This window comes from Citrobacter sp. RHBSTW-01044 (genome assembly GCF_013781945.1).
GTDB classification, from domain to species: Bacteria; Pseudomonadota; Gammaproteobacteria; order Enterobacterales; family Enterobacteriaceae; genus Citrobacter; species Citrobacter braakii.
The window spans coordinates 2187826-2213827 of the sequence record NZ_CP056180.1; the positions used below are offsets into that span (position 1 = coordinate 2187826).

At 52.1% G+C, this 26002-nt stretch carries 24 protein-coding genes, 1 pseudogene and 1 other annotated feature; of the genes and pseudogenes, 14 read left to right on the forward strand and 11 right to left on the reverse strand.

Annotation, left to right across the window (positions count from 1 at the left end):
- Positions 1 to 37 precede the first annotated feature (37 nt).
- Both HV352_RS10590 and HV352_RS23675 read right to left on the reverse strand, forming a co-directional pair.
- On the reverse strand, positions 38 to 781 hold the full coding sequence (locus HV352_RS10590; protein WP_016153264.1) for a YciC family protein: 744 nt from the start codon (positions 779 to 781) through the stop codon (positions 38 to 40).
- Positions 782 to 809: 28 nt separating this feature from the next.
- A pseudogene (locus HV352_RS23675) lies at positions 810 to 896 on the reverse strand (YkgJ family cysteine cluster protein); the annotation flags it as partial.
- 283 nt (positions 897 to 1179) lie between these two features.
- Between HV352_RS23675 and ompW the strand changes: the two are divergent.
- From ompW to HV352_RS10605, 3 genes are all read left to right on the forward strand, one after another.
- Positions 1180 to 1818, forward strand: a complete 639-nt coding sequence (ompW, locus tag HV352_RS10595; RefSeq protein ID WP_016153263.1) for an outer membrane protein OmpW — start codon at positions 1180 to 1182, stop codon at positions 1816 to 1818.
- 132 nt (positions 1819 to 1950) lie between these two features.
- Entirely contained in the window at positions 1951 to 2226 is a 276-nt protein-coding gene (locus HV352_RS10600; RefSeq protein WP_016153262.1) for a hypothetical protein, read from the forward strand.
- Between the two features lie 185 nt (positions 2227 to 2411).
- Positions 2412 to 3884 carry a GGDEF domain-containing protein gene (locus HV352_RS10605; RefSeq protein ID WP_181635409.1) on the forward strand — a complete coding sequence of 491 codons (1473 nt, stop codon included), beginning with the start codon at positions 2412 to 2414 and terminating at the stop codon, positions 3882 to 3884.
- Between the two features lie 32 nt (positions 3885 to 3916).
- Here HV352_RS10605 and trpA read toward each other — a convergent pair whose 3' ends face one another.
- The 5 genes from trpA to HV352_RS10630 are packed head-to-tail and all read right to left on the reverse strand — an operon-like array spanning position 3917 to position 10446.
- Entirely contained in the window at positions 3917 to 4723 is an 807-nt protein-coding gene (gene trpA / locus HV352_RS10610) for a tryptophan synthase subunit alpha (RefSeq protein ID WP_016156657.1), read from the reverse strand.
- A complete protein-coding gene (trpB, locus tag HV352_RS10615) occupies positions 4723 to 5916 on the reverse strand; it encodes a tryptophan synthase subunit beta (protein ID WP_003020645.1) in 1194 nt (397 codons plus the stop codon). Before trpB ends, trpA begins: the two co-directional genes overlap by 1 nt.
- 10 nt (positions 5917 to 5926) lie before the next feature.
- The gene (trpCF, locus tag HV352_RS10620; RefSeq protein ID WP_016156656.1) at positions 5927 to 7285 is read right to left on the reverse strand and encodes a bifunctional indole-3-glycerol-phosphate synthase TrpC/phosphoribosylanthranilate isomerase TrpF; all 1359 of its coding nucleotides are present in this window, start codon (positions 7283 to 7285) and stop codon (positions 5927 to 5929) included.
- A 3-nt stretch (positions 7286 to 7288) separates the two neighbouring features.
- The gene (trpD, locus tag HV352_RS10625) at positions 7289 to 8884 is read right to left on the reverse strand and encodes a bifunctional anthranilate synthase glutamate amidotransferase component TrpG/anthranilate phosphoribosyltransferase TrpD (protein ID WP_016156655.1); all 1596 of its coding nucleotides are present in this window, start codon (positions 8882 to 8884) and stop codon (positions 7289 to 7291) included.
- A complete protein-coding gene (locus tag HV352_RS10630; RefSeq protein WP_016156654.1) occupies positions 8884 to 10446 on the reverse strand; it encodes an anthranilate synthase component 1 in 1563 nt (520 codons plus the stop codon). Before HV352_RS10630 ends, trpD begins: the two co-directional genes overlap by 1 nt.
- Before the next feature lie 23 nt (positions 10447 to 10469).
- Positions 10470 to 10564, reverse strand: a sequence feature (Trp leader region).
- A 156-nt stretch (positions 10565 to 10720) separates the two neighbouring features.
- Between HV352_RS10630 and rnm the strand changes: the two genes are divergently transcribed.
- From rnm to rluB, 3 genes are all read left to right on the forward strand, one after another.
- On the forward strand, positions 10721 to 11599 hold the full coding sequence (gene rnm, locus HV352_RS10640; protein WP_029139558.1) for an RNase AM: 879 nt from the start codon (positions 10721 to 10723) through the stop codon (positions 11597 to 11599).
- Positions 11596 to 12216, forward strand: a complete 621-nt coding sequence (locus HV352_RS10645; protein ID WP_016153256.1) for an L-threonylcarbamoyladenylate synthase — start codon at positions 11596 to 11598, stop codon at positions 12214 to 12216. The genes rnm and HV352_RS10645 overlap by 4 nt, the downstream gene beginning before the upstream one ends.
- A 100-nt stretch (positions 12217 to 12316) precedes the next feature.
- Complete coding sequence (gene rluB / locus HV352_RS10650; RefSeq protein ID WP_003020625.1) at positions 12317 to 13192, forward strand: 23S rRNA pseudouridine(2605) synthase RluB; 876 nt, start codon at positions 12317 to 12319, stop codon at positions 13190 to 13192.
- Positions 13193 to 13275: 83 nt separating this feature from the next.
- Here rluB and cobO read toward each other — a convergent pair whose 3' ends face one another.
- Positions 13276 to 13866, reverse strand: a complete 591-nt coding sequence (gene cobO / locus HV352_RS10655) for a cob(I)yrinic acid a,c-diamide adenosyltransferase (protein ID WP_149381887.1) — start codon at positions 13864 to 13866, stop codon at positions 13276 to 13278.
- On the reverse strand, positions 13863 to 14624 hold the full coding sequence (locus HV352_RS10660) for a YciK family oxidoreductase (RefSeq protein ID WP_181635410.1): 762 nt from the start codon (positions 14622 to 14624) through the stop codon (positions 13863 to 13865). Before HV352_RS10660 ends, cobO begins: the two co-directional genes overlap by 4 nt.
- A 210-nt stretch (positions 14625 to 14834) precedes the next feature.
- On the opposite strand from HV352_RS10660, the gene sohB reads away from it, so the two are divergent.
- Positions 14835 to 15881 carry a protease SohB gene (sohB, locus tag HV352_RS10665; protein WP_016153253.1) on the forward strand — a complete coding sequence of 349 codons (1047 nt, stop codon included), beginning with the start codon at positions 14835 to 14837 and terminating at the stop codon, positions 15879 to 15881.
- 53 nt (positions 15882 to 15934) lie between these two features.
- Here sohB and HV352_RS10670 read toward each other — a convergent pair whose 3' ends face one another.
- Positions 15935 to 16186, reverse strand: a complete 252-nt coding sequence (locus HV352_RS10670) for a YciN family protein (protein WP_003020616.1) — start codon at positions 16184 to 16186, stop codon at positions 15935 to 15937.
- A 397-nt stretch (positions 16187 to 16583) separates the two neighbouring features.
- Here HV352_RS10670 and topA point away from each other — a divergent pair, with 397 nt between their 5' ends.
- From topA to acnA, 5 genes are all read left to right on the forward strand, one after another.
- Positions 16584 to 19181: a type I DNA topoisomerase gene (gene topA, locus HV352_RS10675; RefSeq protein WP_016153252.1), complete on the forward strand. Its 2598-nt coding sequence runs from the start codon at positions 16584 to 16586 to the stop codon at positions 19179 to 19181.
- A 208-nt stretch (positions 19182 to 19389) separates the two neighbouring features.
- Entirely contained in the window at positions 19390 to 20364 is a 975-nt protein-coding gene (gene cysB, locus HV352_RS10680) for an HTH-type transcriptional regulator CysB (protein WP_016153251.1), read from the forward strand.
- A gap of 314 nt (positions 20365 to 20678) precedes the next feature.
- The gene (locus HV352_RS10685) at positions 20679 to 20819 is read left to right on the forward strand and encodes a YmiA family putative membrane protein (RefSeq protein ID WP_213238933.1); all 141 of its coding nucleotides are present in this window, start codon (positions 20679 to 20681) and stop codon (positions 20817 to 20819) included.
- A gap of 3 nt (positions 20820 to 20822) precedes the next feature.
- Entirely contained in the window at positions 20823 to 20993 is a 171-nt protein-coding gene (locus tag HV352_RS10690; RefSeq protein ID WP_016153249.1) for a hypothetical protein, read from the forward strand.
- Between the two features lie 267 nt (positions 20994 to 21260).
- Positions 21261 to 23936 carry an aconitate hydratase AcnA gene (acnA, locus tag HV352_RS10695; protein WP_181635411.1) on the forward strand — a complete coding sequence of 892 codons (2676 nt, stop codon included), beginning with the start codon at positions 21261 to 21263 and terminating at the stop codon, positions 23934 to 23936.
- 50 nt (positions 23937 to 23986) lie between these two features.
- On the opposite strand, the gene ribA is transcribed toward acnA, so the two are convergent.
- Entirely contained in the window at positions 23987 to 24577 is a 591-nt protein-coding gene (gene ribA, locus HV352_RS10700; RefSeq protein WP_016153247.1) for a GTP cyclohydrolase II, read from the reverse strand.
- A gap of 202 nt (positions 24578 to 24779) precedes the next feature.
- On the opposite strand from ribA, the gene pgpB reads away from it, so the two are divergent.
- Both pgpB and HV352_RS10710 read left to right on the forward strand, forming a co-directional pair.
- On the forward strand, positions 24780 to 25544 hold the full coding sequence (gene pgpB, locus HV352_RS10705; protein WP_181635412.1) for a phosphatidylglycerophosphatase B: 765 nt from the start codon (positions 24780 to 24782) through the stop codon (positions 25542 to 25544).
- A 149-nt stretch (positions 25545 to 25693) separates the two neighbouring features.
- Positions 25694 to 26002: a LapA family protein gene (locus HV352_RS10710; protein ID WP_006684318.1), complete on the forward strand. Its 309-nt coding sequence runs from the start codon at positions 25694 to 25696 to the stop codon at positions 26000 to 26002.

Below are 26002 nucleotides of genomic sequence, written 5' to 3' on the forward strand. Positions count from 1 at the left end.
AAAAGCACCGGGTACAAGCCCGGAATGCGTTCAGGGTTTATTGGCGAATTAGCATGTACAGGCGGAACAAATAGATCAGCAACACGGCGGAGATCATATTGCTCAGCGTATTCGCCAATACCGCGCCTACATTTGGCGTAAGTACCGCAAAACTTGGCGCAAAAAGCAACAACAACGTTTTTGCCAACAGCCAACCGATCACTGCTGGTGCAACCAGGCGCATATTCGACCACGCCAGACGCATACTGTTGCGCATCGCGGCAAAGACACCCATTTTGTCCTGTACTAACATCACCGGTGCAAGTGCCAGCAGGATAGCCAGCAGAATACCGGGTACCACCACCAGCATAATACCGATTTGCACCAGCAGAGTAGTCAGAAAAATCAGAATAAACAGCTTCGGCAAAACCGGCGCGCTGGCACCGATGGCGCGTAACGCGCTGACCCGATGACCGGCTGAAATCAGCTGAATCATCAGGATAATGCCTCCGGCGAGGATGGCATTACCAATCAGACCGGAAAACGTCGACGCCGCGGAAGCGCGTAGCAAAATTTGCTGTTGCTCCGGGGTCATGTTTTGCACCAGATCGAACAATCCCACGCTGCTGGTTAACTGATCGCCTTCACTAAGTTGCGCAATTTGTGCGTCGGTGGGAGAAAAGGCATGCCCTAACACCACTGTGATAAACGCGCACAACAACGATACCAGCAAGATGGTAATGAATTGATTACGGAAAAAGTTTCCCGTGTCACGGTAAACGGATTTCGCCGTGATAGACATGCACTCTCCTTGAGTTTTGCAGGTGTTCATTTGTGGGCAATTGTACCCTGGATAACTCTACAGTGGCAGCATCGCGCGGTGTATGGAAAAGCATATCTTTGTAAAGCCCCGGTAATTTTTGACTATGACTTCAGCGTCATGCAAGAACGTTGGTTGTTCTCTGCGCATCACGAACAAATAACCATCGCTATTCTGCAACGGAGGCCAGGTACTTGCGTGGCGAAAATATATCAAAATTGATCTGAATTAGGTTAACCAGGATTTTGAATGCAAGTTCTAACTTAATCTGGATCAATAAATGTTAAATTATCAAAGTCAATGTGATCCAGGTTAGATCACTTATTACTCCAATGTGGGTATATTCGTTCCGCTTTTATAACCATAACGATGGAGCGGACATGAAAAAATTAACAGTTGCAGCAGTGGCTTTAACAACTCTTCTCTCTGGTAACGTATTTGCGCATGAGGCCGGAGAATTCTTTATTCGTGCAGGTTCTGCCACCGTCAGACCGACGGAAGGCGCGGGTGGTACGCTGGGAAGCCTGGGTGGCTTTGATGTCAGCAATAACACGCAGTTGGGTCTGACATTTACCTACATGGCAACCGACAATATCGGTGTTGAATTACTGGCAGCCACGCCGTTCCGCCATAAAATTGGCACTGCCACAACAGGTGATATTGCGACCGTTCACCATTTACCGCCGACCTTAATGGCGCAGTGGTATTTCGGCGATTCCAGCAGCAAACTGCGTCCGTACGTTGGTGTCGGTGTGAACTACACCACCTTCTTTGACGAAGGCTTTAACAATAACGGCAAAGAAACCGGTTTATCTGACCTGAGCCTGAAAGACTCCTGGGGCGCAGCAGGGCAAGTGGGTATGGACTATCTGATTAACCGCGACTGGCTGATTAACATGTCAGTCTGGTACATGGATATCGACACCACCGCGAGCTACAAACTGGCTGGCGCGCAGCAGCATGACAGCGTCCGCCTCGATCCGTGGGTGTTTATGTTCTCCGCGGGTTATCGCTTCTAAGTCCGTGATTAAAATACTGAAAAGCTGATCGCTCCACGGTCAGCTTTTTTATTACCAGTTTATTTCTTCCTGCCTTTCTCCCCGTCGATGTAATGCTACTCTTTAAGCAAACTGGCTTTGAGGGCATTGACGATGATGTTGACTCGCCACCTGCTACAACAAAAAATCACACTTTTGGAACCATTCACCGGAGATGAAACGGCAGAGTTCGCCGTGAGTGCCGCGCGTGACTTATTGAATTTTATGGATAAAATTGAAGTGCTGGAGAAACGCATTGCGACTCCGGTTAAACTACCTTATTGCAGCGCCAGTCCTGTTTGTGAGATTGAAGCGGGCTATGCCGCAGGCGTGAGCGATTGTCGTGAGGCCATTCGTCGGGCGGGGTATCCGATTGAGGGTGATGATTAGTTTGCATTTATGTTAACAAAAATGTGCTTTTATTGTATAAGTCTGTAACTTTAGCGCACACAATGGCGGGATTCTAAGGCATCAGCTTAGGGACGGTTAACATTCTCAATCAACATACAGCGCAGTTATGCAACGACAGAAACGGGTAACCGGTTTGGCAATATGTTAACTATCAGGGTGAACTCGTGAAGATTGTGCAGGACAAGCTCAGAAACAGGCAGGCACTGCTGGTATCAGGGCTCATTACGTTGATATTTACGTCGTTGTTTCTGTTTATAATTTATGAGCAGCGGATGGCTGCAGTCAGTGACGGTGTTAACCGCATGCAAGCGCGCATGATGGACATTTTTAACGATAATGAGCTGATCGCTGATGCGATTGGTGAGCGCTATCACCATATTAAATCGGGTGAGCAATGTGGCGATATTTCACAATTTGTTCCCCGCAATGAGATTGAATGGGGAATTAACGCCGACCCAAAGCGTCTGCATTCGGTAACGGGGACAATTATTGCCCAGCAAGCCAGCCACAACGCGCTGTGTATGTATACGGCGGCGGAGTTTATTCGCGGTATGGTTAATGAGCTAAATCCGGGCAGCTTCGATGCACATCGTTATATTATCGCCAAAAATTCAGATTATTTTTACTGGTTTATGGCTTCCGATTCGCGCAACTTCAGTTTCTCAAATTCTGAAATGGCGCGGGATCTCACCAACTTTTTCTATCCGCCGGTCGATTTCTATACCCGACTGTTGCAAAAAAACGTCAAAAACAAAGCCCTTAGTTCAACGAACTTCTATACCGATAAAATTACCGGTGAAAAAGCTTACAGCGTGGTGAGCTATATCTACGATCTGTCTGGCAAAGAGATATCAGACCAAATCGTGGCCTATCTGGTTTATGACCATTCAAAGCCCGAATTGCAGGAAGCGTTGGCTCAAGCATTTGACTACCAGCTCCCACCAGAGCTGAATGTGGAATTGGTAAATTTGACCAACAATGAAAGTCTTTGTTTATCCGGTAAATGTACAGGTCAATCCCGTTTTTTAGTGCGCAATTTTTCGGAGAAATATGCGCTGCACTATTCGCTTTCATTAGGCCGTTTTATGACGCGCGATACCCATGCCGGGATCGTGATCCTGCTGGCGCCGTTCTTTTTCATCATGATTAGTTTCTCGCTAAAATCATGGCTAAACGAAAGCGACCTGAAGGTTTATATAGACACCCTGACCGGTTGCTTTAATCGCCGAATACTCGACATCATCAAGCGCCGTGATTTATCCCACTGTTCGGTGGTGCTACTGGACTGCAATAAGTTCAAGACCGTCAATGATACCTGGGGTCACGCGGCAGGTGATCGTGCGTTGCAAATTATCGCCAACAGGATGTTATCAAACACCCGCACCAGTCACGATATTGTGATTCGTACCGGCGGGGATGAATTTATGATCCTGCTGTTTCGCTCGCAGGCAACTGATGCCATCGCAATCGCTCAACGTATCAGCGGGCAGGTGACCAGCCATGTGTTTGTAGTGGACGGTCATACCGTGCCATTGTCAGTATCGTGGGGGATTGCAGAGGTGAACGGTGAACTGGATGTGGCTATTCAGAATGCAGATAGCGCCATGTATAAAATGAAGCACACGAAAGAAGCGTAAAACCGCCAGAAGTCTCTGGCGGTTGTTTTAGCTTACTGCCGGGTGGCGGCTTTCATCGCGCTGACAAAAGCTTTCAGCTCAGCCAGCATCTGTTCCGGTGCCGCAACATTTTTCTCAATGATTTTCACTATTGCCGAGCCGGAAATTGCGCCGGCAGCGCCAGCGTCAATAGCGCCGGTTACCTGCTCAGGCGCAGAGATACCAAACCCCTGTAAAGAAGGCGGAGCATCATATGCTTTCAACTTTTCGACCAGGTGATGCAGCGGTAACGCCGCTCGATTTTCTGCACCGGTCACGCCCGCACGCGAAAGCAAATAGGTATAGCCGCGGCCATGAGAGGCTATCTGGCGCAGCAGTTCTTCATCAGCGTTCGGTGGGCAGATAAAAATTGGCGCAATGTTGTGGCGGAGCGCCGCAGCTCTGAATGGCGCGGACTCCTCAACGGGAACATCGGCCACTAACACGGAATCCACGCCCACTTTTTCACACTGGGCGTAAAACTCGTCAATGCCCTTGCTAAACACCAGGTTGGCATACATCAGCAAGCCAATGGGAATCGTAGGGTGCTTCTGGCGAATCAACGCCAGCATTTCAAAGCATTGCGACGGCGTGACGCCGGCGGCAAATGCACGCAGGGTAGCTTCCTGAATGGTTGGACCGTCAGCCAGCGGATCGGAGAACGGAATACCGAGCTCAAGGGCATCGGCACCGGCTTCAATCAGCGTATCAATGATTTTCAGTGACTGCTCAACAGACGGATCGCCCAGAGTTACGAAGGGGACAAAAGCACCTTCTTTGCGGTCCTTCAGCTGTGCAAACAGGTTTTCGTAACGTTCCATCAGATTTCCCCTCGCGCTTTCAGAATATCGTGTACGGTGAAAATGTCTTTGTCGCCGCGACCGGAGAGATTAACCACCAGTAACTGCTCTTTTTCCGGGTTTTCACGCATCATTTTCAATGCGTGTGCCAGGGCATGGGAGGACTCCAGCGCCGGAATAATCCCCTCGTGCAGACACAGCGTTTTAAAGGCCTCGAGCGCTTCGTCGTCGGTGATCGAAACATAATCGGCGCGACCAATGCTGTTCAGATACGCATGCTGCGGCCCGACAGACGGGAAATCCAGCCCCGCGGAAATAGAGTAAGACTCTTCAATCTGTCCTTCTTCGGTCTGCATCATCGGGGACTTCATGCCGAAGTAAATCCCGACACGACCATGCTTCAACGGTGCGCCATGTTCCCCTGATTCAATCCCATGGCCGCCAGGCTCGACGCCAATCAGACCGACGCTGGTTTCATTAATAAAGTCCGCGAACATACCGATGGCGTTAGAACCGCCGCCCACGCAGGCGATAACCGCGTCCGGCAGGCGACCTTCTTTTTCAAGGATCTGCGCTTTAGTTTCCTCGCCGATCATGCGCTGAAATTCACGAACAATGGTCGGGAAGGGATGTGGACCCGCCGCCGTACCGAGCATATAGTGCGCGGTATCGTAGCTGCCAGACCAGTCGCGCAGCGCTTCGTTACAGGCATCTTTCAGCGTTGCAGAACCGCTGTGAACCGGGATAACTTCAGCCCCCATCAGACGCATACGGAAAACGTTTGGCGACTGGCGTTCAACGTCTTTTGCACCCATATAAATACGGCATTTCAGCCCCAGCAGTGCGCTGGCGAGAGCTGATGCAACACCGTGCTGGCCCGCGCCGGTTTCGGCGATGATCTCCGTTTTCCCCATACGCTTCGCTAACAACGCCTGGCCCAACACCTGGTTGGTTTTGTGCGCGCCGCCGTGCAGCAAATCTTCACGTTTGAGATACAGCGTAGTGTTGGTGCCTTGAGTAATGTTCTGGCATTTGGTCAGGGCAGTTGGACGACCAGCATAGTTTTTCAGCAGGTCTGTAAACTGCGCCTGAAATTCAGGATCCTTTTGCGCGCTGACAAAAGCTTCTTCCAGCTGGCGCAGGGCAGGCATCAGAATCTGTGGCACATACATACCGCCAAATTCACCAAAATACGGATTGAGTAATGTTGTCATGTCCTTTTCCTTAATATGCGCGCAGCGTCTGAAAGACCGAAGCCAAAAGACGTGCATCCTTGATGCCCGGCTGTGACTCTACGCCAGAATTGAAATCGAGACCGGCACAGCCGGTTTTTGCCGCGTCAACGCAGTTATCAGCGCCGAGTCCGCCAGCCAGTAAAACGTTATCCAGCGATTGTCCGCCTAAAAGTGACCAGTCGAAGCGTTGACCGCTGCCGCCCTGACCATTGTCGAATACGTATTTATCGACGTGCTGATAATCACGAGCTGGCAACGTTTCGCTGACGCTTAACGCCTTCCAGATTTGCACCTGTTCGGGTAGCGCGTCGCGCAGGGCGTCAACATAGGCCTGGTCTTCGCTACCATGCAATTGCACGGCTGTTAGCCCCAGAGCCGCCGCTGTTTCGCGCACGTCGGTGATCTCTGCGTTGCGAAACACCCCGACATATTGCAGCGGTGCGCCGGTCATGACCTCGCGCGCGTGTTCAACGCTGACCGCGCGTGGCGATGTGGACACAAAAATCAACCCGCCGTATATGGCACCCGCTTCGTATGCCGCGTTTGCATCCTGAGGCCGGGTTAAACCGCAGACTTTATTTTCGCCGAGCAGAACGCGACGCACGGCAGCATGCAGATCATCATGCGACATCAACGCAGAGCCAATCAGAAAACCGTTGGCGAAGTGGCTGAGTTCTCGCACTTGACCATAGGTATTGATACCGGACTCGCTGATGACGGTTACGCCATGACCCAGTCGCGGCGCAAGTTGGCGGGTGCGATTCAGATCGATCGACAGGTCGCGTAAATCACGGTTGTTGATACCGACGACTTTGGCGCCCAGTGCGATAGCTCGCTCCAGCTCTTCATCGTTACTGACTTCGGTCAGTACGCCCATTTTCAAACTGTGGGCGACGGCGGCGAGTTGACGATATTGCTCATCATCAAGCACCGACAGCATCAGCAGACAGGCGTCCGCCTGATAGAAGCGCGCCAGGTAAATCTGGTAAGGATCGATAATAAAGTCCTTACACAGAATCGGTTGCGGTGCGATGCGGCTGACGATGGGCAGGAAATCAAAGCTCCCCTGGAAATATTTCTCATCGGTCAGTACGGAAATCGCGGAAGCATATTGTTTATATACGCCCGCAATCTGTGCCGGGTCGAAGTCATCACGGATCACGCCTTTTGACGGAGACGCTTTTTTGCACTCCAGAATAAAGGTGGTGCGTGCACCTTGCAGCGCATCGTAGAAATCACGAGAGCTGGGTTGAACATCATTCTGAAAGCTGGCCAGCGGTTGTTGCTGTTTGCGGGCTTCTACCCAAATCGCCTTGTCTGCGACAATTTTCGCTAAAACGGTTTGCATCATTTACCCTCTTGCTGCCAGTGCAGTGACACGGTCATAGGCCGTACCGCTGCGCAGTACATTAATCACGGTTTGCGCATTGGCTTTTAAATCTTCTTCACCGTGCAGGCGCATTAACATGGCGACATTCGCGGCAACAGCAGCTTCATGAGCGGCTTCACCTTTACCTTGTAACAAGCGACTAAGAATGTCACGGTTTTCTTCCGGCGTGCCGCCAGCCAGCTGTTCCTGGTGGTAAGGTGTCAGGCCAAAGTCTTCCGCCGTCAGTTGATAGCTCTTGATTTCGCCATCATGCAACTCTGCCACAATGGTCGGTGCATGCAGGGAAACTTCATCCATGCCTCCGCTGTGCACCACGGCTGCCCGCTGATACCCCAACACGCGCAGCGTTTCGGCAATCGGCAGCACCAGTTCCGGACTGTAAACGCCGATCAGCGCCAGCGGCGGATGTGCCGGGTTAATCAACGGGCCGAGGACGTTAAACAGCGTACGGGTTTTCAACTGTTGGCGTACCGGCATAGCATGGCGAAAACCGGTGTGGTATTTCGGCGCAAACAAGAAACACACACCGAGGTCGTCAAGTGCCTGACGGGATTTATCGGCGTTCATATCCAGATTGATGCCAAAAGCCGCTAACAGATCCGAAGAACCCGACTTGCTGGAGACGCTGCGGTTGCCGTGTTTGGCGACTTTCAGCCCGCAAGCGGCCGCCACAAAGGCGCTGGCGGTGGAAATATTGATACTGTTGCTGCCATCACCGCCGGTACCGACAATATCGGCAAACAGATAATCAGGTCGCGGGAACGGGGCGGCGTTTTCCAGCAGCGCGGTTGCCGCACCGGCAATTTCATTCGGGTGCTCGCCACGAATTTTCATGCTCACCAGCGCCGCAGCCAGTTGTTCCGGCTTCAGTTCACCGCGTACCACGGCGGAGAACAGCTGGTGGCTTTCCTGCTGAGACAGCGTCTGGGCCTGATACAGTTTCTCCAGAATAGGTTGCAGGGTATTGGTCTGTTCGAGTTTCTGTTGCACCCAGGCCAGCGTTTGCTCCAGCAGACGTGCGCCCTGGGTGGTCAGAATGGATTCTGGATGGAACTGGAAGCCACATACGCGATCGGTATCGTGACGTACCGCCATCACCATGCCGTTAAAGTGGGCGTTGATGGTCAATCCGGCCGGAACGTTGCTGCCAACCAGCGAGTGATAGCGCGCCACCGGCAGCGGATTTGCCAGACCGGCGAACATTGCCTGACCGTCGTGTTCAATGCTGGACGCTTTGCCGTGCAGGATTTCCCCCGCCTGTCCCACGTATCCACCATAGGCCTCGACAATGGCCTGATGCCCCAGACAAATGCCGATGATCGGCAGCTTGCCGCGCAGGCGGGTTAACAGCTCCGGCATGCAGCCCGCTTCGCTTGGCGCACCTGGACCTGGGGAGAGCATCAGCACCGGATTTTTCATGGTCGCTAAGCGGTCTATTAATGTCTGGGCCGGAATATGGTTGCGGTAAATCACCACGTTATGACCGTTAGTACGCAGCTGATCTGCCAGGTTATAGGTAAAAGAGTCGATATTATCGAGCAGCAGAATGTCAGCCATTAGAAGGTCTCCTGTGCGTGGTGTGCGGTGGCGATAGCACGCAGAACCGCACGCGCTTTATTACGGGTTTCATCGGCTTCTGACTGCCCAACGGAATCCAGAACAATTCCGGCGCCAGCCTGTACGGTGGCAATACCGTCTTCCACGAGGGCGGAACGAATCACAATACAGGTATCCAGATCGCCATGGGCCGTGAAGTAACCTACTGCACCGCCATAGCTGCCGCGACGACGGCCTTCGGCCTCGGCGATAAGCTGCATGGCGCGAACTTTCGGTGCTCCGCTTAGCGTACCCATGTTCATACAGGCGCGGTAAGCATGCAGCACATCCAGATCGCTACGCAGCTCGCCGACTACGCGGGAAACCAGGTGCATAACGAAGGAATAACGATCCACTTTGGTGAGGTCAGCAACGTAGCGGCTGCCGGGCGTACAGATGCGTGCCAGGTCGTTACGCGCAAGGTCTACCAGCATCAGGTGCTCGGAAAGCTCTTTATGATCGGTACGCATCTCCAGCTCAATACGGCTGTCGAGATCGCGGTCCAGTGACCCGTCCGCACGACGACCGCGTGGGCGGGTCCCGGCAATCGGGTAGATTTCAATCTGCCGGCTGGTGGCATCGTATTTCAGCGAGCTTTCCGGAGAGGCGCCGAACAGTGTGAAATCGTTGTCCTGCATAAAAAACATGTACGGGCTGGGGTTACTTTTCTTCAGCACATAGTAGGCCGCCAGCGGTGACGGGCAGGGCAGCGAGAAACGACGGGATGGAACCACCTGGAAAATTTCGCCAGCGCGAATGGCTTTTTGCATACCACGAACCACGGCGGCAAACTCTTCATCGCTCTGATTGCATTCGCAGCGCATGTGCGGAACTTCAGTGACGGGCAGCGGCGGCGCAGGTTCGGTAAGCTGCTGGCTCAGTTGCGCCAGACGGGCATTAAGACGCTGTTTTTCTGCATCGCTGGGGGTAAATATGCTGGCCTGAATGCGGGTGCTTTTCTTCTGATGGTCGATGACCATGAGCGTTTCTGCCAGATAGAAGCAGTAGTCAGGGCAACGGTTGCCCGCTTCAAGCTGAGGTAAATCTTCAAAACCGGCAACCAGGTCGTAGGAAAACAGACCGCCGAAGAACATCGCTTCACGTTCTTGCGCAGGAACATTCACCAGCTCCTGCAATAAACGGAAGGCATCAAATACGGACAGGGAACATAAGCGGGCGTCTTCATCCAGCAGCGGGCTAACGGCAGGGAATCGCAGATGGCGACCATTCGGCTGTTGTTTGTTCTCAACACCCGCGGGCAGGGCAGCATCCAGCAGCGGCAGCAGCGATGCGCCGTTAGCGGATAATGCCTGGATGGTGACAGTGTCACCGATGGCGGTAATTCGTAATGCGCTGTCGACCAGCAGCAAGCTCTTCAGATCGTCTTTGCTGTCGATATCGGCAGATTCCAGCAGCAGCGTTGCCGGACGTGCGCCACACACCTGATGAAACAGCGCCGTCGGATTTTCACGGTAGGCGGCATCGCAGGCAAGCAGCTCGAGTGTCGGTTTTTGTGTTTGCATCGTTATTCTCATTAATTTTGTTCAAAAAAAAGCCCGCTCATTTGGCGGGCCGGGTATCTGGTTGCATATTGCAGACGTAAGACACTGCCCGAAATCAGGAAGTGCGCCACCAACCGTGCAGAACATATGTTGCTTTCATCTCAGATACCTTCTTCATGTGAACTTGCGTACTAGTTAACTAGTTCAATGGAATAAAGTCAACACCTGATTTCAGTATATTTGTCTAAACCGCTATGATGGGCGGGTTAAGACATTTAGTGAAACGGGAGCCGCATTGAGCGACACGAATTACGCAGTGATTTATGACCTGCACAGTCATACTACAGCCTCCGATGGGCGATTAACGCCAGAAGCCTTAGTACACCGTGCGGTAGAGATGCGAGTCGGTACACTGGCGATCACCGATCATGACACCACGGCGGGTATTGCGGCGGCAAGAGAAGAAATTTCACGTGCGGGTTTAGCGTTAAATTTGATCCCTGGCGTCGAGATATCAACAGTCTGGGAAAACCATGAGATCCATATCGTGGGTCTGAACATTGATATCGCCCATCCAATGATGTGCGAATTTCTGGCGCAGCAAACGGAACGTCGTCAGCAGCGCGCGCGCCTGATTGCTGAACGACTCGACAAAGCGCATATTCCCGGCGCGTGGGAAGGGGCATTACGCCTGGCTGATGGCGGGGCGATCACTCGGGGGCATTTCGCGCGTTTCCTGGTGGAGTGCGGAAAAGCCACAACCATGGCAGATGTCTTTAAAAAATATCTTGCTCGTGGGAAAACCGGTTACGTTCCGCCACAGTGGTGTACAATAGAACAAGCTATTGATGTCATTCATCATTCTGGCGGTAAGGCAGTTCTGGCTCATCCTGGGCGGTACGATCTTAGCGCTAAGTGGCTGAAAAGACTGGTTGCGCATTTTGCTGAACATCACGGCGACGCGATGGAAGTGGCACAGTGCCAGCAGTCTCCCAATGAACGCACCCATCTGGCGACGCTTGCGCGTCAGCATCAACTGTGGGCATCGCAAGGGTCTGATTTTCATCTACCCTGCCCATGGATTGAGCTGGGTCGTAAACTCTGGTTGCCCGCAGGCGTAGAAGGCGTCTGGCAACTTTGGGAACAGCCCGAGACCACAGAGAGGAAAGTATGAGCCAGTTTTTTTATATTCATCCCGAAAACCCACAGCAGCGCCTGATCAATCAGGCCGTTGAAATCGTGCGTAAAGGAGGGGTGATCGTCTATCCAACTGATTCCGGCTATGCGTTGGGTTGCAAAATTGAAGATAAAGGCGCAATGGAGCGCATTTGTCGCATCCGTCACCTGCCGGACGGGCACAACTTTACGCTGATGTGTCGTGACCTGTCCGAACTGTCGACCTATTCGTTTGTCGACAACGTGGCCTTCCGTTTAATTAAAAACAACACGCCGGGTAACTACACGTTCATCCTGAAGGGGACGAAAGAAGTACCACGTCGACTGTTGCAGGAAAAACGTAAGACCATCGGCTTGCGTGTACCCTCGAATCCGATTGCGCTGGCGCTGCTGGAAGCGCTGGGCGAGCCTATGCTCTCTACATCACTGATGCTGCCGGGCAGCGAATTTACCGAGTCAGATCCGGAAGAAATCAAAGATCGTCTGGAGAAAGTGGTGGATTTGATTATCCACGGTGGATATCTCGGCCAGCAGCCAACCACGGTTATCGATTTAACCGATGATTCCCCGGTGGTATTGCGCGAAGGCGTCGGCGACGTTAAACCTTTCTTATAAGGGCGCGAACCGCTATACTACGCGGCCTTAAAATGGCGCTGACTGGCGCCGTTGATTCTCCTGTTCGACGCCTGTGAAGGCGACATCTAAAGGAAGCTCTATGAGCGAAAAGTTACAAAAAGTGCTGGCGCGCGCTGGCCACGGTTCTCGCCGTGAAATTGAATCCATAATTGCCGCGGGTCGCGTGAGCGTTGATGGCAAAATTGCCACGCTCGGCGATCGCGTTGAAGTTACGCCGGGTCTGAAAATCCGTATCGACGGTCATCTGATTTCGGTGAAAGAATCTGCGGAGCAAATCTGCCGTGTTCTGGCTTATTACAAGCCAGAAGGTGAACTGTGTACCCGTAACGACCCGGAAGGTCGTCCGACCGTGTTTGATCGTCTGCCAAAACTGCGCGATGCGCGCTGGATTGCCGTGGGACGTCTGGACGTGAATACCTGTGGTTTACTGCTGTTTACCACCGATGGCGAACTGGCGAACCGTCTGATGCACCCAAGCCGCGAAGTTGAACGTGAATATGCGGTGCGTGTGTTTGGTCAGGTTGATGACGCAAAACTGCGCGATCTGAGTCGTGGCGTGCAGCTGGAAGATGGTCCGGCCGCATTTAAAACGATCAAGTTCAGCGGCGGTGAAGGGATCAACCAGTGGTATAACGTCACGTTGACCGAAGGGCGTAACCGTGAAGTCCGTCGCCTGTGGGAAGCCGTGGGCGTGCAGGTAAGTCGTCTTATCCGTGTACGTTACGGTGATATCCCGCTGCCGAAAGGCCTGCCGCGTGGCGGCTGGACGGAACTTGACCTCGCGCAGACCAACTATTTGCGTGAACTGGTGGAACTGAAGCCGGAAACCACCTCTAAAGTTGCCGTCGAGAAAGATCGTCGCCGTATGAAGGCAAACCAGATCCGCCGTGCGGTGAAGCGCCACTCTCAGGTTGGCAGCAGCCGTCGTCCGGGCGGTCGCAGCAACAACGGTTAATCATGAGTAGGCCTGATAAGCAACGCGCCATCAGGCGTTAGCGTGGAGCCGGATGCGGCGTAAGCGCCTTATCCGGCCTACTGTTAGTAATCGATCCCCATCTGGGCTTTCACACCCGCTTCAAAGGCGTGCTTAACCGGCCGCAGTTCGCTGACCGTATCCGCTAACTCCAGAATATCGCGATGACATCCACGACCGGTGATAATGACCGTTTGATGGGCAGGGCGCGCGTTTAGGGCATTGATGACCTCGTCGAGCGGCAGATAGTCGTATGCAACCATATAGGTCAGCTCGTCCAGTATCACCATATCCAGCTCAGCGTCGGCCAGCATCCGCTTGCCGTGTTCCCATACGGCCATGCAGGCTGCGGTGTCGGACTCGCGGTTCTGCGTTTCCCAGGTAAATCCTGTCGCCATGACCTGAAACTCAACGCCCTGGGGTTCGAGTAAGTTACGTTCACCGTTTGGCCACGTCCCCTTAATAAATTGCACTACGCCGACTTTTTTACCGTGGCCTACTGCGCGCGTGGCGGTACCGAACGCGGCGGTGGTTTTACCCTTACCATTTCCGGTGAACACAATAATAATCCCGCGCTCGTCTATGGCGGCGGCAACACGGGCGTCAACCCGGTCTTTTACGCGCTGCTGGCGCTGCTGATAGCGTTCTTCACTCATTGGGCGATTCCTGGTTTACGGCCCGGCTGGGCATCGAAAGTCATACCGGTTTTACGGCGGCTGTCATCGCCCATCAGCCACAGGTACAGCGGCATAATATCGGCGGGGGTTTTCAATTTTTGCGGATCTTCCGTCGGGAACGCGCTGGCTCGCATGCCGGTACGTGTTCCACCAGGATTGATACAGTTTACGCGCAGGTGGCGGTGCTGATATTCATCAGCCAGAACCTGCATCATTCCTTCGGTAGCAAATTTGGAGGTGGCGTATGCCCCCCAGTTGGCGCGCCCCTGGCGACCGACGCTGGAGGAGGTAAAGACCAGCGATCCGGCATCGGATTTGAGCAACAACGGCAGCAATGCCTGAGTCAGCATAAAGGTGGCGTTCACGTTTACCTGCATCACGTCCTGCCATACCTGCGGGTTTTGCTCGCTCATCGGGCAAATGTCACCGAGCAATCCGGCATTATGCAGTACGCCATCCAGACGCGGGAAATGCGCGGCAATGCGCTGTGCGAGCTGGTGGCATTCGTCAGACGTACAGGTGAGCAGATCCAGCGTGAACCAGTGTGGTTGCGTACCTTTTTCTTCGGCGATGGAGCGGGCAACCTGACGCAGTTTTTCTTCGTTACGCCCTAACAGAATAACGGTCGCGCCGTAACGCGCGTAGGTCTGTGCGGCTTCACGTCCGATACCATCGCTGGCACCGGTGACCAGAATAATGCGGTCCTGTAGAAGATCTTGTTTCGGTTGATAATGCACGGCTACTCCTCGGCGACGTCCTGGCCATCTCGTTCGCGATAACTTTTGGGCTTTATGCCTTAAACCCTGTTCTTTTTCAATCAGCCAAAGGCAATAACACCGCAAAATGAACGCGTTGTCATGCTTTTTACTGAATGGATGAAGCAAGACGGGTTAACAAGGCTGTTGTACACTGAGCGAAAGTAGCGTTGTTTAACCAAGGTGGGTCACGTGGAATTGTTGTCTGAATATGGGTTGTTTTTGGCAAAAATTGTCACTGTCGTGGTGGCTATTGCGGTGGTAGTTATGCTGATCGTAAACGCGACACAACGCAAACGTCAGCGTGGGGAATTGCGGGTTATTAATCTCAGCGATCAATATAAAGAGATGAAAGAAGACCTGTCGCTGGCCTTATTGGATGGGCATCAGCAAAAATTCTGGCATAAGGCGCAGAAAAAGAAACACAAGCTTGAGGCGAAGGCCGCTAAGGCAAAAGCGAAACTGGGAGACAGTACGTCATCTGATAAACCACGGGTATGGGTACTTGATTTTAAAGGCAGTATGGATGCCCATGAGGTCAGCGCATTACGCGAAGAGGTGACGGCAGTGCTGGCGGTCGTTAAACCCCAGGATCAGGTCGTGGTTCGTCTGGAAAGTCCGGGCGGTGTAGTACACGGCTATGGCCTGGCCGCGTCCCAGTTACAACGTCTGCGCGATAAGCAGATCCCGCTGACCGTTACGGTAGATAAAGTCGCTGCGAGCGGCGGATATATGATGGCTTGCGTGGCGGATAAAATTGTCTCGGCGCCGTTTGCTATTGTCGGCTCTATTGGCGTTGTGGCACAGATCCCGAACTTTCACCGCTTCCTGAAAGGGAAAGATATTGATATCGAACTGCACACCGCCGGACAGTACAAGCGTACGCTGACCTTACTTGGTGAAAACACGGAAGAAGGGCGGCAGAAATTCCGCGAAGACCTGAACGAAACCCATCATCTGTTTAAAGATTTTGTACAGCGCATGCGTCCGGCTCTGGACATTGAGCAGGTTGCCACGGGTGAACACTGGTTTGGTCAACAGGCGCTGGCCAACGGGCTGGTGGATGAGATCAATACCAGTGATGAGGTGATCCTCGGACTGATGGACGGTCGTGACGTATTAAACGTACGTTATCTGCAGCGTAAAAAACTGATGGACCGTTTTACCGGCAGTGCCGCCGAGAGCGCCGATCGTTTACTGATGCGTTGGTGGCAGCGAGGACAAAAACCGCTGATGTAAAATTGTAATTGCCGGATGAGGCGCAGCCGCCATCCGGCAAATCATTTCTCGTGTTAATCGATCAAGTGATACTTTTCAGAAAGTACGTGCGCCAGATGTTTAAACATATTAAACACCGCCGTACTTTTGGGCGTCGGTAGCCCTTGCTCGTCTAAAAAGTAATCTCCGCTGAAAACCAGCACGCCATTTCGCTGCGTTACGCCGGTGGCGACAATCCCCGCCAGCGTGTCCTCATGCTCACGAATGATTTTGTTGGCTTCAATCAGCAGTGTTTCGCGATCGATGGGTTGAGTGTCTTTATGCATTATTTACTCCTTAAACAAGGACATTAGTCTACGCCGAGCCCGGCTTATGGGCAAATATTCCCTGACTTAAATGAAGGTCTTACGACAGTGTTGCAAGTGGCGAGATTTGTTTTTGCATGCTAATAAAGTTGCGTAACGCATTTTATCAGGTACAGTGTGACGCTTTCGTCAATCTGGCAACAGATTTGCTTGACATTCGACCAATACTCCGTCGTGCTATAGCGTTTGTGAGCGAAAAAGCCTGTTAACTCAGTTACATGAGAGTTACATTACAAACGCGAATTAGTTTAAGGGTTGATATCCGCCGACGCAGAGACCATATCGATGTCTCGTCGCCAGTGGAAGGTGAATCAACGTGCGACGCATTCTGGAAGAATCAAATTAGGTAAAGGTGAATATGGGTAAAGCTCTTGTCATCGTTGAGTCCCCGGCAAAAGCCAAAACGATCAACAAGTATCTGGGTAATGACTACGTGGTGAAATCCAGCGTCGGTCATATCCGTGATTTGCCGACCAGTGGCTCAGCAACTAAAAAGAGCGCCGACTCAACCTCCACCAAAACGGCTAAAAAGCCCAAAAAGGATGAACGTGGCGCTCTCGTCAATCGTATGGGTGTTGACCCGTGGCACAACTGGGATGCGCGCTATGAAGTGCTGCCCGGTAAAGAAAAAGTTGTTTCTGAACTGAAGCAACTGGCTGAAAAAGCCGACCACATCTATCTCGCAACCGACCTTGACCGCGAAGGGGAAGCCATTGCGTGGCACCTGCGGGAAGTGATCGGCGGCGACGACACCCGCTACAGTCGCGTGGTGTTTAACGAAATTACCAAAAACGCTATTCGTCAGGCGTTTGAAAAGCCGGGCGAGCTGAACATCGACCGCGTCAATGCGCAACAGGCGCGCCGCTTTATGGACCGTGTTGTGGGCTATATGGTGTCGCCGCTGCTGTGGAAAAAAATTGCGCGAGGCCTGTCAGCAGGCCGCGTACAGTCGGTTGCCGTGCGTCTGGTGGTTGAGCGTGAACGCGAAATCAAAGCATTCGTTCCTGAAGAGTTCTGGGAAATTGATGCTAACACGACGACGCCAGGCGGTGACGCGTTACCGCTTGAGGTGACGCATCAGAATGATAAACCGTTCCGTCCGGTCAACCGGGAACAAACGCTTGCCGCCGTTAGCCTGTTGGAAAAAGCGCGCTACAGCGTTCTGGAACGCGAAGATAAGCCGACCAGCAGCAAGCCGGGTGCGCCGTTCATCACCTCCACGCTACAGCAGGCCGCCAGCACGCGTCTGGGCTTCGGCGTGAAGAAAACCATGATGATGGCGCAGCGCTTGTATGAAGCGGGCTACATCACTTATATGCGTACTGACTCAACCAACCTGAGCCAGGATGCGGTGAACATGGTTCGCGATTACATCAGCGATAATTTCGGCAAAAAGTATCTGCCGGAGAGCGCGAACCAATACGCCAGCAAAGAGAACTCGCAGGAAGCGCACGAAGCTATCCGTCCTTCCGATGTCGCCGTTCAGGCGGAATCGCTGAAAGATATGGAAGCCGATGCGCAAAAACTGTATCAGCTGATCTGGCGCCAGTTTGTTGCCTGTCAGATGACGCCTGCTAAATATGATTCCACCACGCTGACGGTGGGCGCGGGTGATTTCCGTCTGAAGGCGCGTGGTCGTATTCTGCGCTTCGATGGCTGGACGAAAGTGATGCCTGCGCTGCGTAAGGGCGATGAAGACCGCATTTTACCTGCGGTGGATAAAGGCGATACGTTGACGCTCATCGAACTGACACCTGCGCAACACTTTACCAAACCGCCTGCGCGCTTCAGTGAAGCTTCGCTGGTTAAAGAGCTTGAAAAACGTGGGATTGGTCGCCCATCCACGTATGCGTCGATCATTTCTACGATTCAGGATCGCGGTTATGTTCGCGTTGAGAACCGTCGCTTCTACGCTGAAAAAATGGGTGAAATCGTCACCGATCGTCTGGAAGAAAACTTCCGCGAACTGATGAACTACGACTTTACCGCGCAGATGGAAGACAGTCTCGACCAGGTGGCAAATCACGAAGCCGAATGGAAGGGCGTACTCGACAACTTCTTCACTGATTTTACTCAGCAACTGGATAAAGCCGAGAAAGATCCTGAAGAGGGCGGTATGCGTCCGAACCAGATGGTGCTGACCAGCATTGATTGCCCAACCTGCGGACGCAAGATGGGTATTCGTACCGCCAGCACTGGCGTTTTCCTGGGTTGTTCTGGCTATGCGCTTTCCCCGAAAGAGCGTTGCAAAACCACCATTAACCTGGTGCCGGAAAACGAAGTGCTGAACGTGCTGGAAGGCGACGATGCGGAAACCAACGCTTTGCGCGCCAAACGTCGCTGCCAGAAGTGCGGCACGGCGATGGACAGCTACCTTATCGATCCTAAGCGCAAGCTGCATGTATGTGGTAATAACCCTACCTGCGACGGCTATGAGATCGAAGAAGGCGAATTCCGCATCAAGGGTTATGACGGTCCTATTGTTGAGTGCGAGAAATGTGGCTCTGAAATGCACCTGAAAATGGGACGTTTCGGCAAGTACATGGCGTGTACCAACGACGAGTGCAAAAATACCCGTAAGATCCTGCGTAACGGTGAAGTTGCTCCACCGAAAGAGGATCCGGTTCCGTTGCCGGAACTGCCGTGTGAAAAATCTGATGCGTATTTCGTGTTACGTGATGGCGCTGCAGGGATCTTCCTGGCGGCAAATACGTTCCCGAAATCACGTGAGACACGTGCGCCGCTGGTTGAAGAGTTGTACCGCTTCCGCGATCGTCTGCCGGAAAAACTGCGCTATCTGGCAGATGCGCCGCAGACTGACCCGGACGGCAACAAGTCGATGGTTCGTTTCAGCCGTAAAACCAAGCAGCAATACGTTGCTGCGGAGAAAGACGGTAAGGCGACCGGCTGGTCAGCGTTCTTCGTTGACGGTAAATGGGTAGAAGGGAAGAAATAACAGCATTCCGGCTGAATTTCTCCTCAAAGGGTCGCGTAAGCGGCCCTTTTTGTTTCTGGCGTATTATTTTTTGTCATCCCTATACAGCTCACATAGAAATGATATAGTGGTTATAGTTAACACACTTTTTATTATTAAATCGTATTAGCAGCGCCAACGAGCCTGCTCTGAAACGATGATTTGATGGCGAAAATCGGGATGGCTTAACATGAAATTACAGCAGCTTCGCTACATTGTTGAGGTGGTGAACCACAACCTTAATGTCTCCTCAACGGCGGAAGGGCTTTATACCTCGCAGCCAGGTATCAGTAAGCAAGTTCGTATGCTGGAAGATGAACTTGGCATCCAGATTTTTGCCCGTAGCGGTAAGCACCTGACCCAGGTTACGCCAGCGGGGCAGGAAGTCATTCGAATCGCGCGAGAAGTTTTGTCGAAGGTGGATGCCATTAAGTCCGTTGCTGGCGAACATACCTGGCCGGACAAAGGCTCACTGTATATCGCCACCACGCACACTCAGGCGCGTTACGCTTTGCCGAACGTTATTAAAGGCTTTATTGAGCGTTATCCACGCGTCTCATTGCATATGCACCAGGGATCGCCGACGCAAATCGCCGAAGCCGTCTCGAAAGGGAATGCAGATTTTGCTATCGCGACGGAAGCCCTGCACCTGTATGACGATCTGGTGATGCTGCCTTGCTACCACTGGAACCGTTCGATTGTCGTTACGCCGGACCATCCGTTGGCGGGCAAATCCGCCGTATCCATTGAAGAACTGGCGCAGTATCCACTGGTGACCTACACGTTCGGATTTACCGGACGTTCGGAACTGGACACCGCGTTCAACCGTGCGGGGCTTGAGCCGCGTATAGTTTTTACCGCGACCGATGCCGATGTCATTAAGACCTATGTACGCCTGGGCCTTGGCGTGGGGGTAATTGCCAGTATGGCGGTTGATCCTGTCTCCGACCCTGACCTGGTGCGCGTTGATGCCCATGATATCTTCAGCCATAGCACCACCAAGATTGGTTTTCGTCGCAGCACTTTTTTACGCAGTTACATGTATGATTTTATTCAACGTTTCGCGCCGCATCTGACGCGTGATGTGGTGGATACGGCGGTGGCGCTACGTTCCAACGACGATATTGAAGCCATGTTTAAAGATATTAAATTGCCTGAGAAATAATAACGGCTGTTACCTCGTCGGTATCCTCAAACATAAAGCGATACCGACGGCAGAGTCTGAATCTATTCAATATTTTTCCTCTATGTATTAACCATATATTGTTTATGGTAAACACTTGCTAAAGTAGTTTCAAATTAGTAAGGTCGCCAAAAACCCCTCTCAAATATTTATAACCGATCAAATAATTAATTTATTTATCAGGTCGAGTATGAAAATTAACTGGCTTTTTTTGACCTTTTTTATTAGGATTCCTCCTATCTGATGATTAATTGTACCGATTGTTTGGTGCTTAAATGATAAGTGATTTCGATAGTATGAGGTTAGCGATGCCTTCAGGAAACCAGCCAGCACGCCGGGATCCCGTCATGAAACGTAAAGCCTGGTTCGCTGTGTTTCTTGGCTCTGCCGTGTTCTGGATTATTGTCGCGCTCGTGGCCTGGAATGTGTGGGGGTAGGTCATGTCCACACTGGAACAACGCTCCACCGTGATGCCATCTCCGGATGATCATGAACAAGAGAGTCAACGCAGCGCAGAGAATAAGCCGAATATTCCAGCGACCTGGAAACTCTCTCCTGAACAACGGGCGTTTATCGATCTGTTTGCGGATGATGATGAACAGAAACAATAATTGATACGAATTTTATAATTATTATTAGTCTGTTGTCTTGTACTGCAAATATTTTATTCCGGGCAATCGTGATGAGCCATGCTTATCACCGTATTAACCTTGACCGCTTAAACCTTTCTCCTCGCCAGATACTTCAGTTGTCCCTTTTGTAGCCCTCCACTTTTATCAATTTGAGTTGTTATCAAAGCGTTACATTTTGTTTGTGTTATCTTTAATACTAACCCTGAGGAAAATCAGGGGATCCAACCCTGTCATTAAGGAGGAGCTATGTCGTCGACCCTACGAGAAGCCAGTAAGGACACATTGCAGGTTAAAGATAAAACCTACCGTTACTACAGTCTGCCGCTGGCCGCTAAATCACTGGGTGATATCACCCGTTTACCGAAATCGCTAAAAGTTTTGCTGGAAAACCTGCTTCGCTGGCAGGACGGTAATTCCGTTACCGAAGATGATATTCATGTGCTTGCGCATTGGCTGAAGACCGCCCATGCCGATCGAGAAATTGCCTATCGACCTGCTCGTGTTCTGATGCAGGATTTTACCGGCGTGCCGGCGGTGGTCGATCTCGCCGCCATGCGCGAAGCGGTGAAACGTCTGGGTGGGGATACGGCAAAAGTGAATCCGCTTTCGCCAGTGGATCTTGTCATTGACCACTCGGTAACGGTGGATCGTTTCGGTGATGATGATGCTTTCGAAGAAAACGTGCGCCTGGAAATGGAACGTAACCATGAACGTTATGTGTTCCTGAAATGGGGACAGCAGGCATTTAGTCGCTTCAGCGTTGTACCGCCGGGTACGGGGATTTGCCACCAGGTTAACCTTGAATATCTTGGCAAAGCTGTCTGGAGCGAGTTACAGGACGGTGAGTGGGTGGCTTATCCCGATACACTGGTCGGTACCGATTCCCATACCACGATGATTAATGGTCTCGGTGTGCTGGGCTGGGGCGTTGGAGGCATTGAAGCTGAAGCGGCAATGCTAGGTCAACCGGTCTCAATGCTGATCCCGGATGTTGTGGGCTTTAAACTGGTGGGTAAACTGCGGGAAGGCATCACTGCCACCGACCTGGTTCTGACCGTCACCCAGATGCTGCGTAAGCACGGTGTAGTCGGTAAATTCGTTGAATTCTACGGTGATGGGCTGGACACCTTACCTCTGGCCGATCGAGCAACCATTGCGAACATGGCACCGGAATACGGCGCAACCTGCGGTTTCTTCCCGATCGATGACATTACCCTTGAGTATATGCGTCTGAGCGGGCGCAGTGAGGAACAGGTTGAGTTGGTCAATGCCTATGCCAAAGCGCAGGGAATGTGGCGTAACCCAGGGGATGAACCTGTGTTTACCAGTTCGTTGGAGCTGGATATGGGCAGTGTAGAGGCAAGCCTTGCTGGACCGAAGCGTCCGCAGGATCGGGTGGCGCTGGCTGATGTGCCGAAAGCCTTTTCGGCGAGTAATGAACTCGAGGTGAATAGCTCGCTTAAAGACCGCCAGCCAGTGGACTATACCATGAGCGGTCAGCAGTATAAGTTGCCGGACGGCGCGGTGGTGATAGCCGCTATCACCTCTTGTACCAACACCTCAAACCCAAGTGTATTGATGGCGGCTGGGCTGCTGGCGAAAAAAGCCGTAACGCTTGGTTTGAAACGTCAGCCATGGGTGAAAGCCTCGTTGGCGCCAGGATCGAAGGTGGTTTCCGATTATCTGGCAAAGGCTGGGTTTACTCCGTACCTTGATGAGCTGGGATTTAATCTTGTGGGTTATGGCTGTACCACCTGTATTGGCAACTCTGGACCCTTACCCGATCCTATCGAAACAGCCATCAAAAAAGGCGATCTTACGGTTGGGGCAGTGCTTTCTGGAAACCGTAACTTTGAAGGTCGTATCCATCCGCTCGTGAAGACCAACTGGCTGGCGTCTCCGCCGCTGGTGGTAGCCTACGCGCTGGCGGGGAATATGAATATCAACCTGACGAAAGATCCGTTAGGCCATGACAGAAAAGGCGATCCCGTTTATCTGAAAGATATTTGGCCGACAGCCAAGGAAATTGCCCGCGCCGTTGAGCAGGTCTCTACCGCCATGTTCCACAAAGAGTATGCTGAAGTCTTTGAAGGCACGCCAGAATGGAAAGCAATCCAGGTTGATCGCGCTGATACCTATGGCTGGCAGTCTGACTCGACCTATATCCGTTTGTCACCGTTCTTCGATGGTATGCAGGCTACGCCGGATCCGGTTCAGGACATTCACGGTGCGCGTATTCTGGCGATGCTCGGAGATTCTGTTACCACCGACCATATTTCTCCTGCCGGCAGTATTAAACCAGACAGCCCGGCGGGGCGCTATCTGCAAAGCCATGGCGTTGAGCGTAAAGATTTTAACTCTTACGGTTCACGACGCGGGAATCATGAAGTGATGATGCGTGGTACCTTTGCCAATATTCGTATTCGCAATGAGATGGTACCCGGCGTGGAAGGTGGTATGACGCGTCATTTGCCGGGAACCGAAGTGGTAGCTATTTATGATGCGGCCATGCAATACCAGCAGGAGAACGTGCCTCTGGCGGTGATTGCCGGGAAAGAGTATGGATCCGGCTCCAGCCGCGACTGGGCGGCGAAAGGCCCACGTTTGCTGGGAGTTCGCGTGGTTATCGCAGAGTCTTTTGAGCGAATTCACCGTTCTAACCTGATTGGCATGGGCATTTTACCGCTGGAATTCCCGCAGGGCGTCACGCGTAAAACGCTGGGATTAACCGGTGAGGAGGCGATCGATATTACGGACCTACAAAACATTAAACCGGGGGCGACAGTTCCGGTGAGTATGGTACGCGCAGATGGGCGTAAAGAGGTGATTCTATGCCGCTGTCGCATTGATACCGCGACGGAGCTAACGTATTACCAAAACGACGGCATTCTGCACTACGTGATTCGTAATATGTTGAATTAAAATGCAAAAAAGCCTGCGAGAGCAGGCTTTTTGATAGGCGGTGACAACGATTATTTGCCCAGCAAATGTCCCATCTTGGCGGCTTTGGTGTCCAGATAATGTTCATTTTTTGGATTACGGCCCACGATCAGCGGTACGCGTTCAACAATATTGATTCCCGCTTCGGTCAGGATTTCTACTTTCTTCGGGTTATTGGTCAGCAAACGTACCGCATCCACGCCCAGCAGCTTGAACATATCGGCACACAGCGTGAAATCGCGCTCGTCTGCCGCAAATCCCAACTGATGATTCGCTTCAACGGTATCATAACCCTGGTCCTGCAACGCGTAAGCGCGGATTTTGTTGAGCAGGCCAATGTTGCGTCCTTCCTGACGGTGATAAAGCAGAATACCACGCCCTTCTTCTGCAATGTGGGTGAGGGCCGCTTCGAGCTGGAAACCGCAATCGCAACGCAGGCTAAACAGCGCATCACCAGTCAAACATTCGGAGTGGACGCGCGCCAGGACAGGTGTTTGGCCTGTTATATCACCAAAAACCAGTGCGACATGATCGTGTCCGGTTGCCAGTTCTTCAAATCCCACCATCAGGAAATCACCCCAGGGGGTTGGCAGTTTGGCTTCTGCCACACGTTTAAGCTGCATGTAATTCTCCAGATTATGCTGGCACTCGTCGTGCCTTCGCCTGTCGGCTTCTGTTCTGTATTACACTATTTTGCCATAAGGCAACGACGTTCACCTAATCGCGACCACGGATTCGCTTTTGGAATGGCACAAAATTGTCAATTTTCCCGACGTGTGAATTTTTCAGTTATGATTGTGATACTTATCGACGAAAGGAGAGGCAATGCTGTCTATTGCAAAGCGCACCGCAGTGGGGACCGGACTGCTACTTATCATGCCGGTTGCCGTATGGGTATCAGGCTGGAGCTGGCAGCCGGGGCACAATGTCTGGTGGTTAAAATCCTTGTACTGGGTAACGGAAACGGTGACGCAGCCGTGGGGAATTATCACTCACGTTGCGCTTTGTGCATGGTTTCTGTGGTGCCTGCGTTTTCGTCTTAAAGCCGCGATAATGTTGTTTGCTATTCTGGCAGCGGCGATTTTAGTGGGACAGGGCGTGAAGTCCTGGGTAAAAGACAGGGTGCAAGAACCGCGACCTTTTGTCGTGTGGCTGGAAAAAACGCACCATATTCCGGTTGATGAGTTCTACACTTTAAAACGTAAAGATCGTGGGCATTTAGTCAAAGAACAATTGGCCGAACAGCAGGATATTCCAACGTTTTTACGCAAGCACTGGCAAAAAGAAACGGGGTTTGCCTTTCCGTCCGGACATACGATGTTTGCCGCCAGTTGGGCTTTACTGGGCGTAGGGCTGTTATGGCCGCGCAGACGTACGCTGACGATTGTGTTTTTGCTGATCTGGGCGACCGGCGTGATGGGCAGCCGCTTGCTGTTAGGCATGCACTGGCCCCGTGATTTGGTGGTGGCAACGCTGATTTCGTGGCTGCTGGTGACGCTGGCAACCTGGTTTGCACAGCGGGTATGCGGACCATTAACCCCACCAGTGCAGGAGAAAAAAGAAATCGCGCAGCGAGAACAAGAAAGCTAGCGATGATTGATTTTTCAAATTTTGCCCTTAAATCATAAAGTGGAAAGCGCTTTTCCGTTTCGCACTCGTTGTGAAAATGGTAATTTAAAGGGCTCAACGCGGTAAGTTGGACACGATTTATTCGCTCAAACCACATAACGGGAAGTAATGTGAAATATTTACTCATTTTCTTACTGGTGTTGGCGATTTTTGTTATTTCGGTGACATTGGGTGCGCAAAACGATCAACAGGTTACGTTTAATTACCTGCTGGCTCAGGGTGAGTATCGTATCTCTACGCTGCTTGCTGTATTGTTTGCCGCAGGGTTTGCGATTGGTTGGCTAATTTGCGGCCTTTTCTGGCTGAAGGTTCGTGTGTCTCTTGCGCGCGCCGAACGTAAAATCAAACGACTGGAAAACCAGCTTGCGCCTGCGACCGACGTTGCGGTATCTGCCGATTCGTCGGTTGTGAAGGAATAA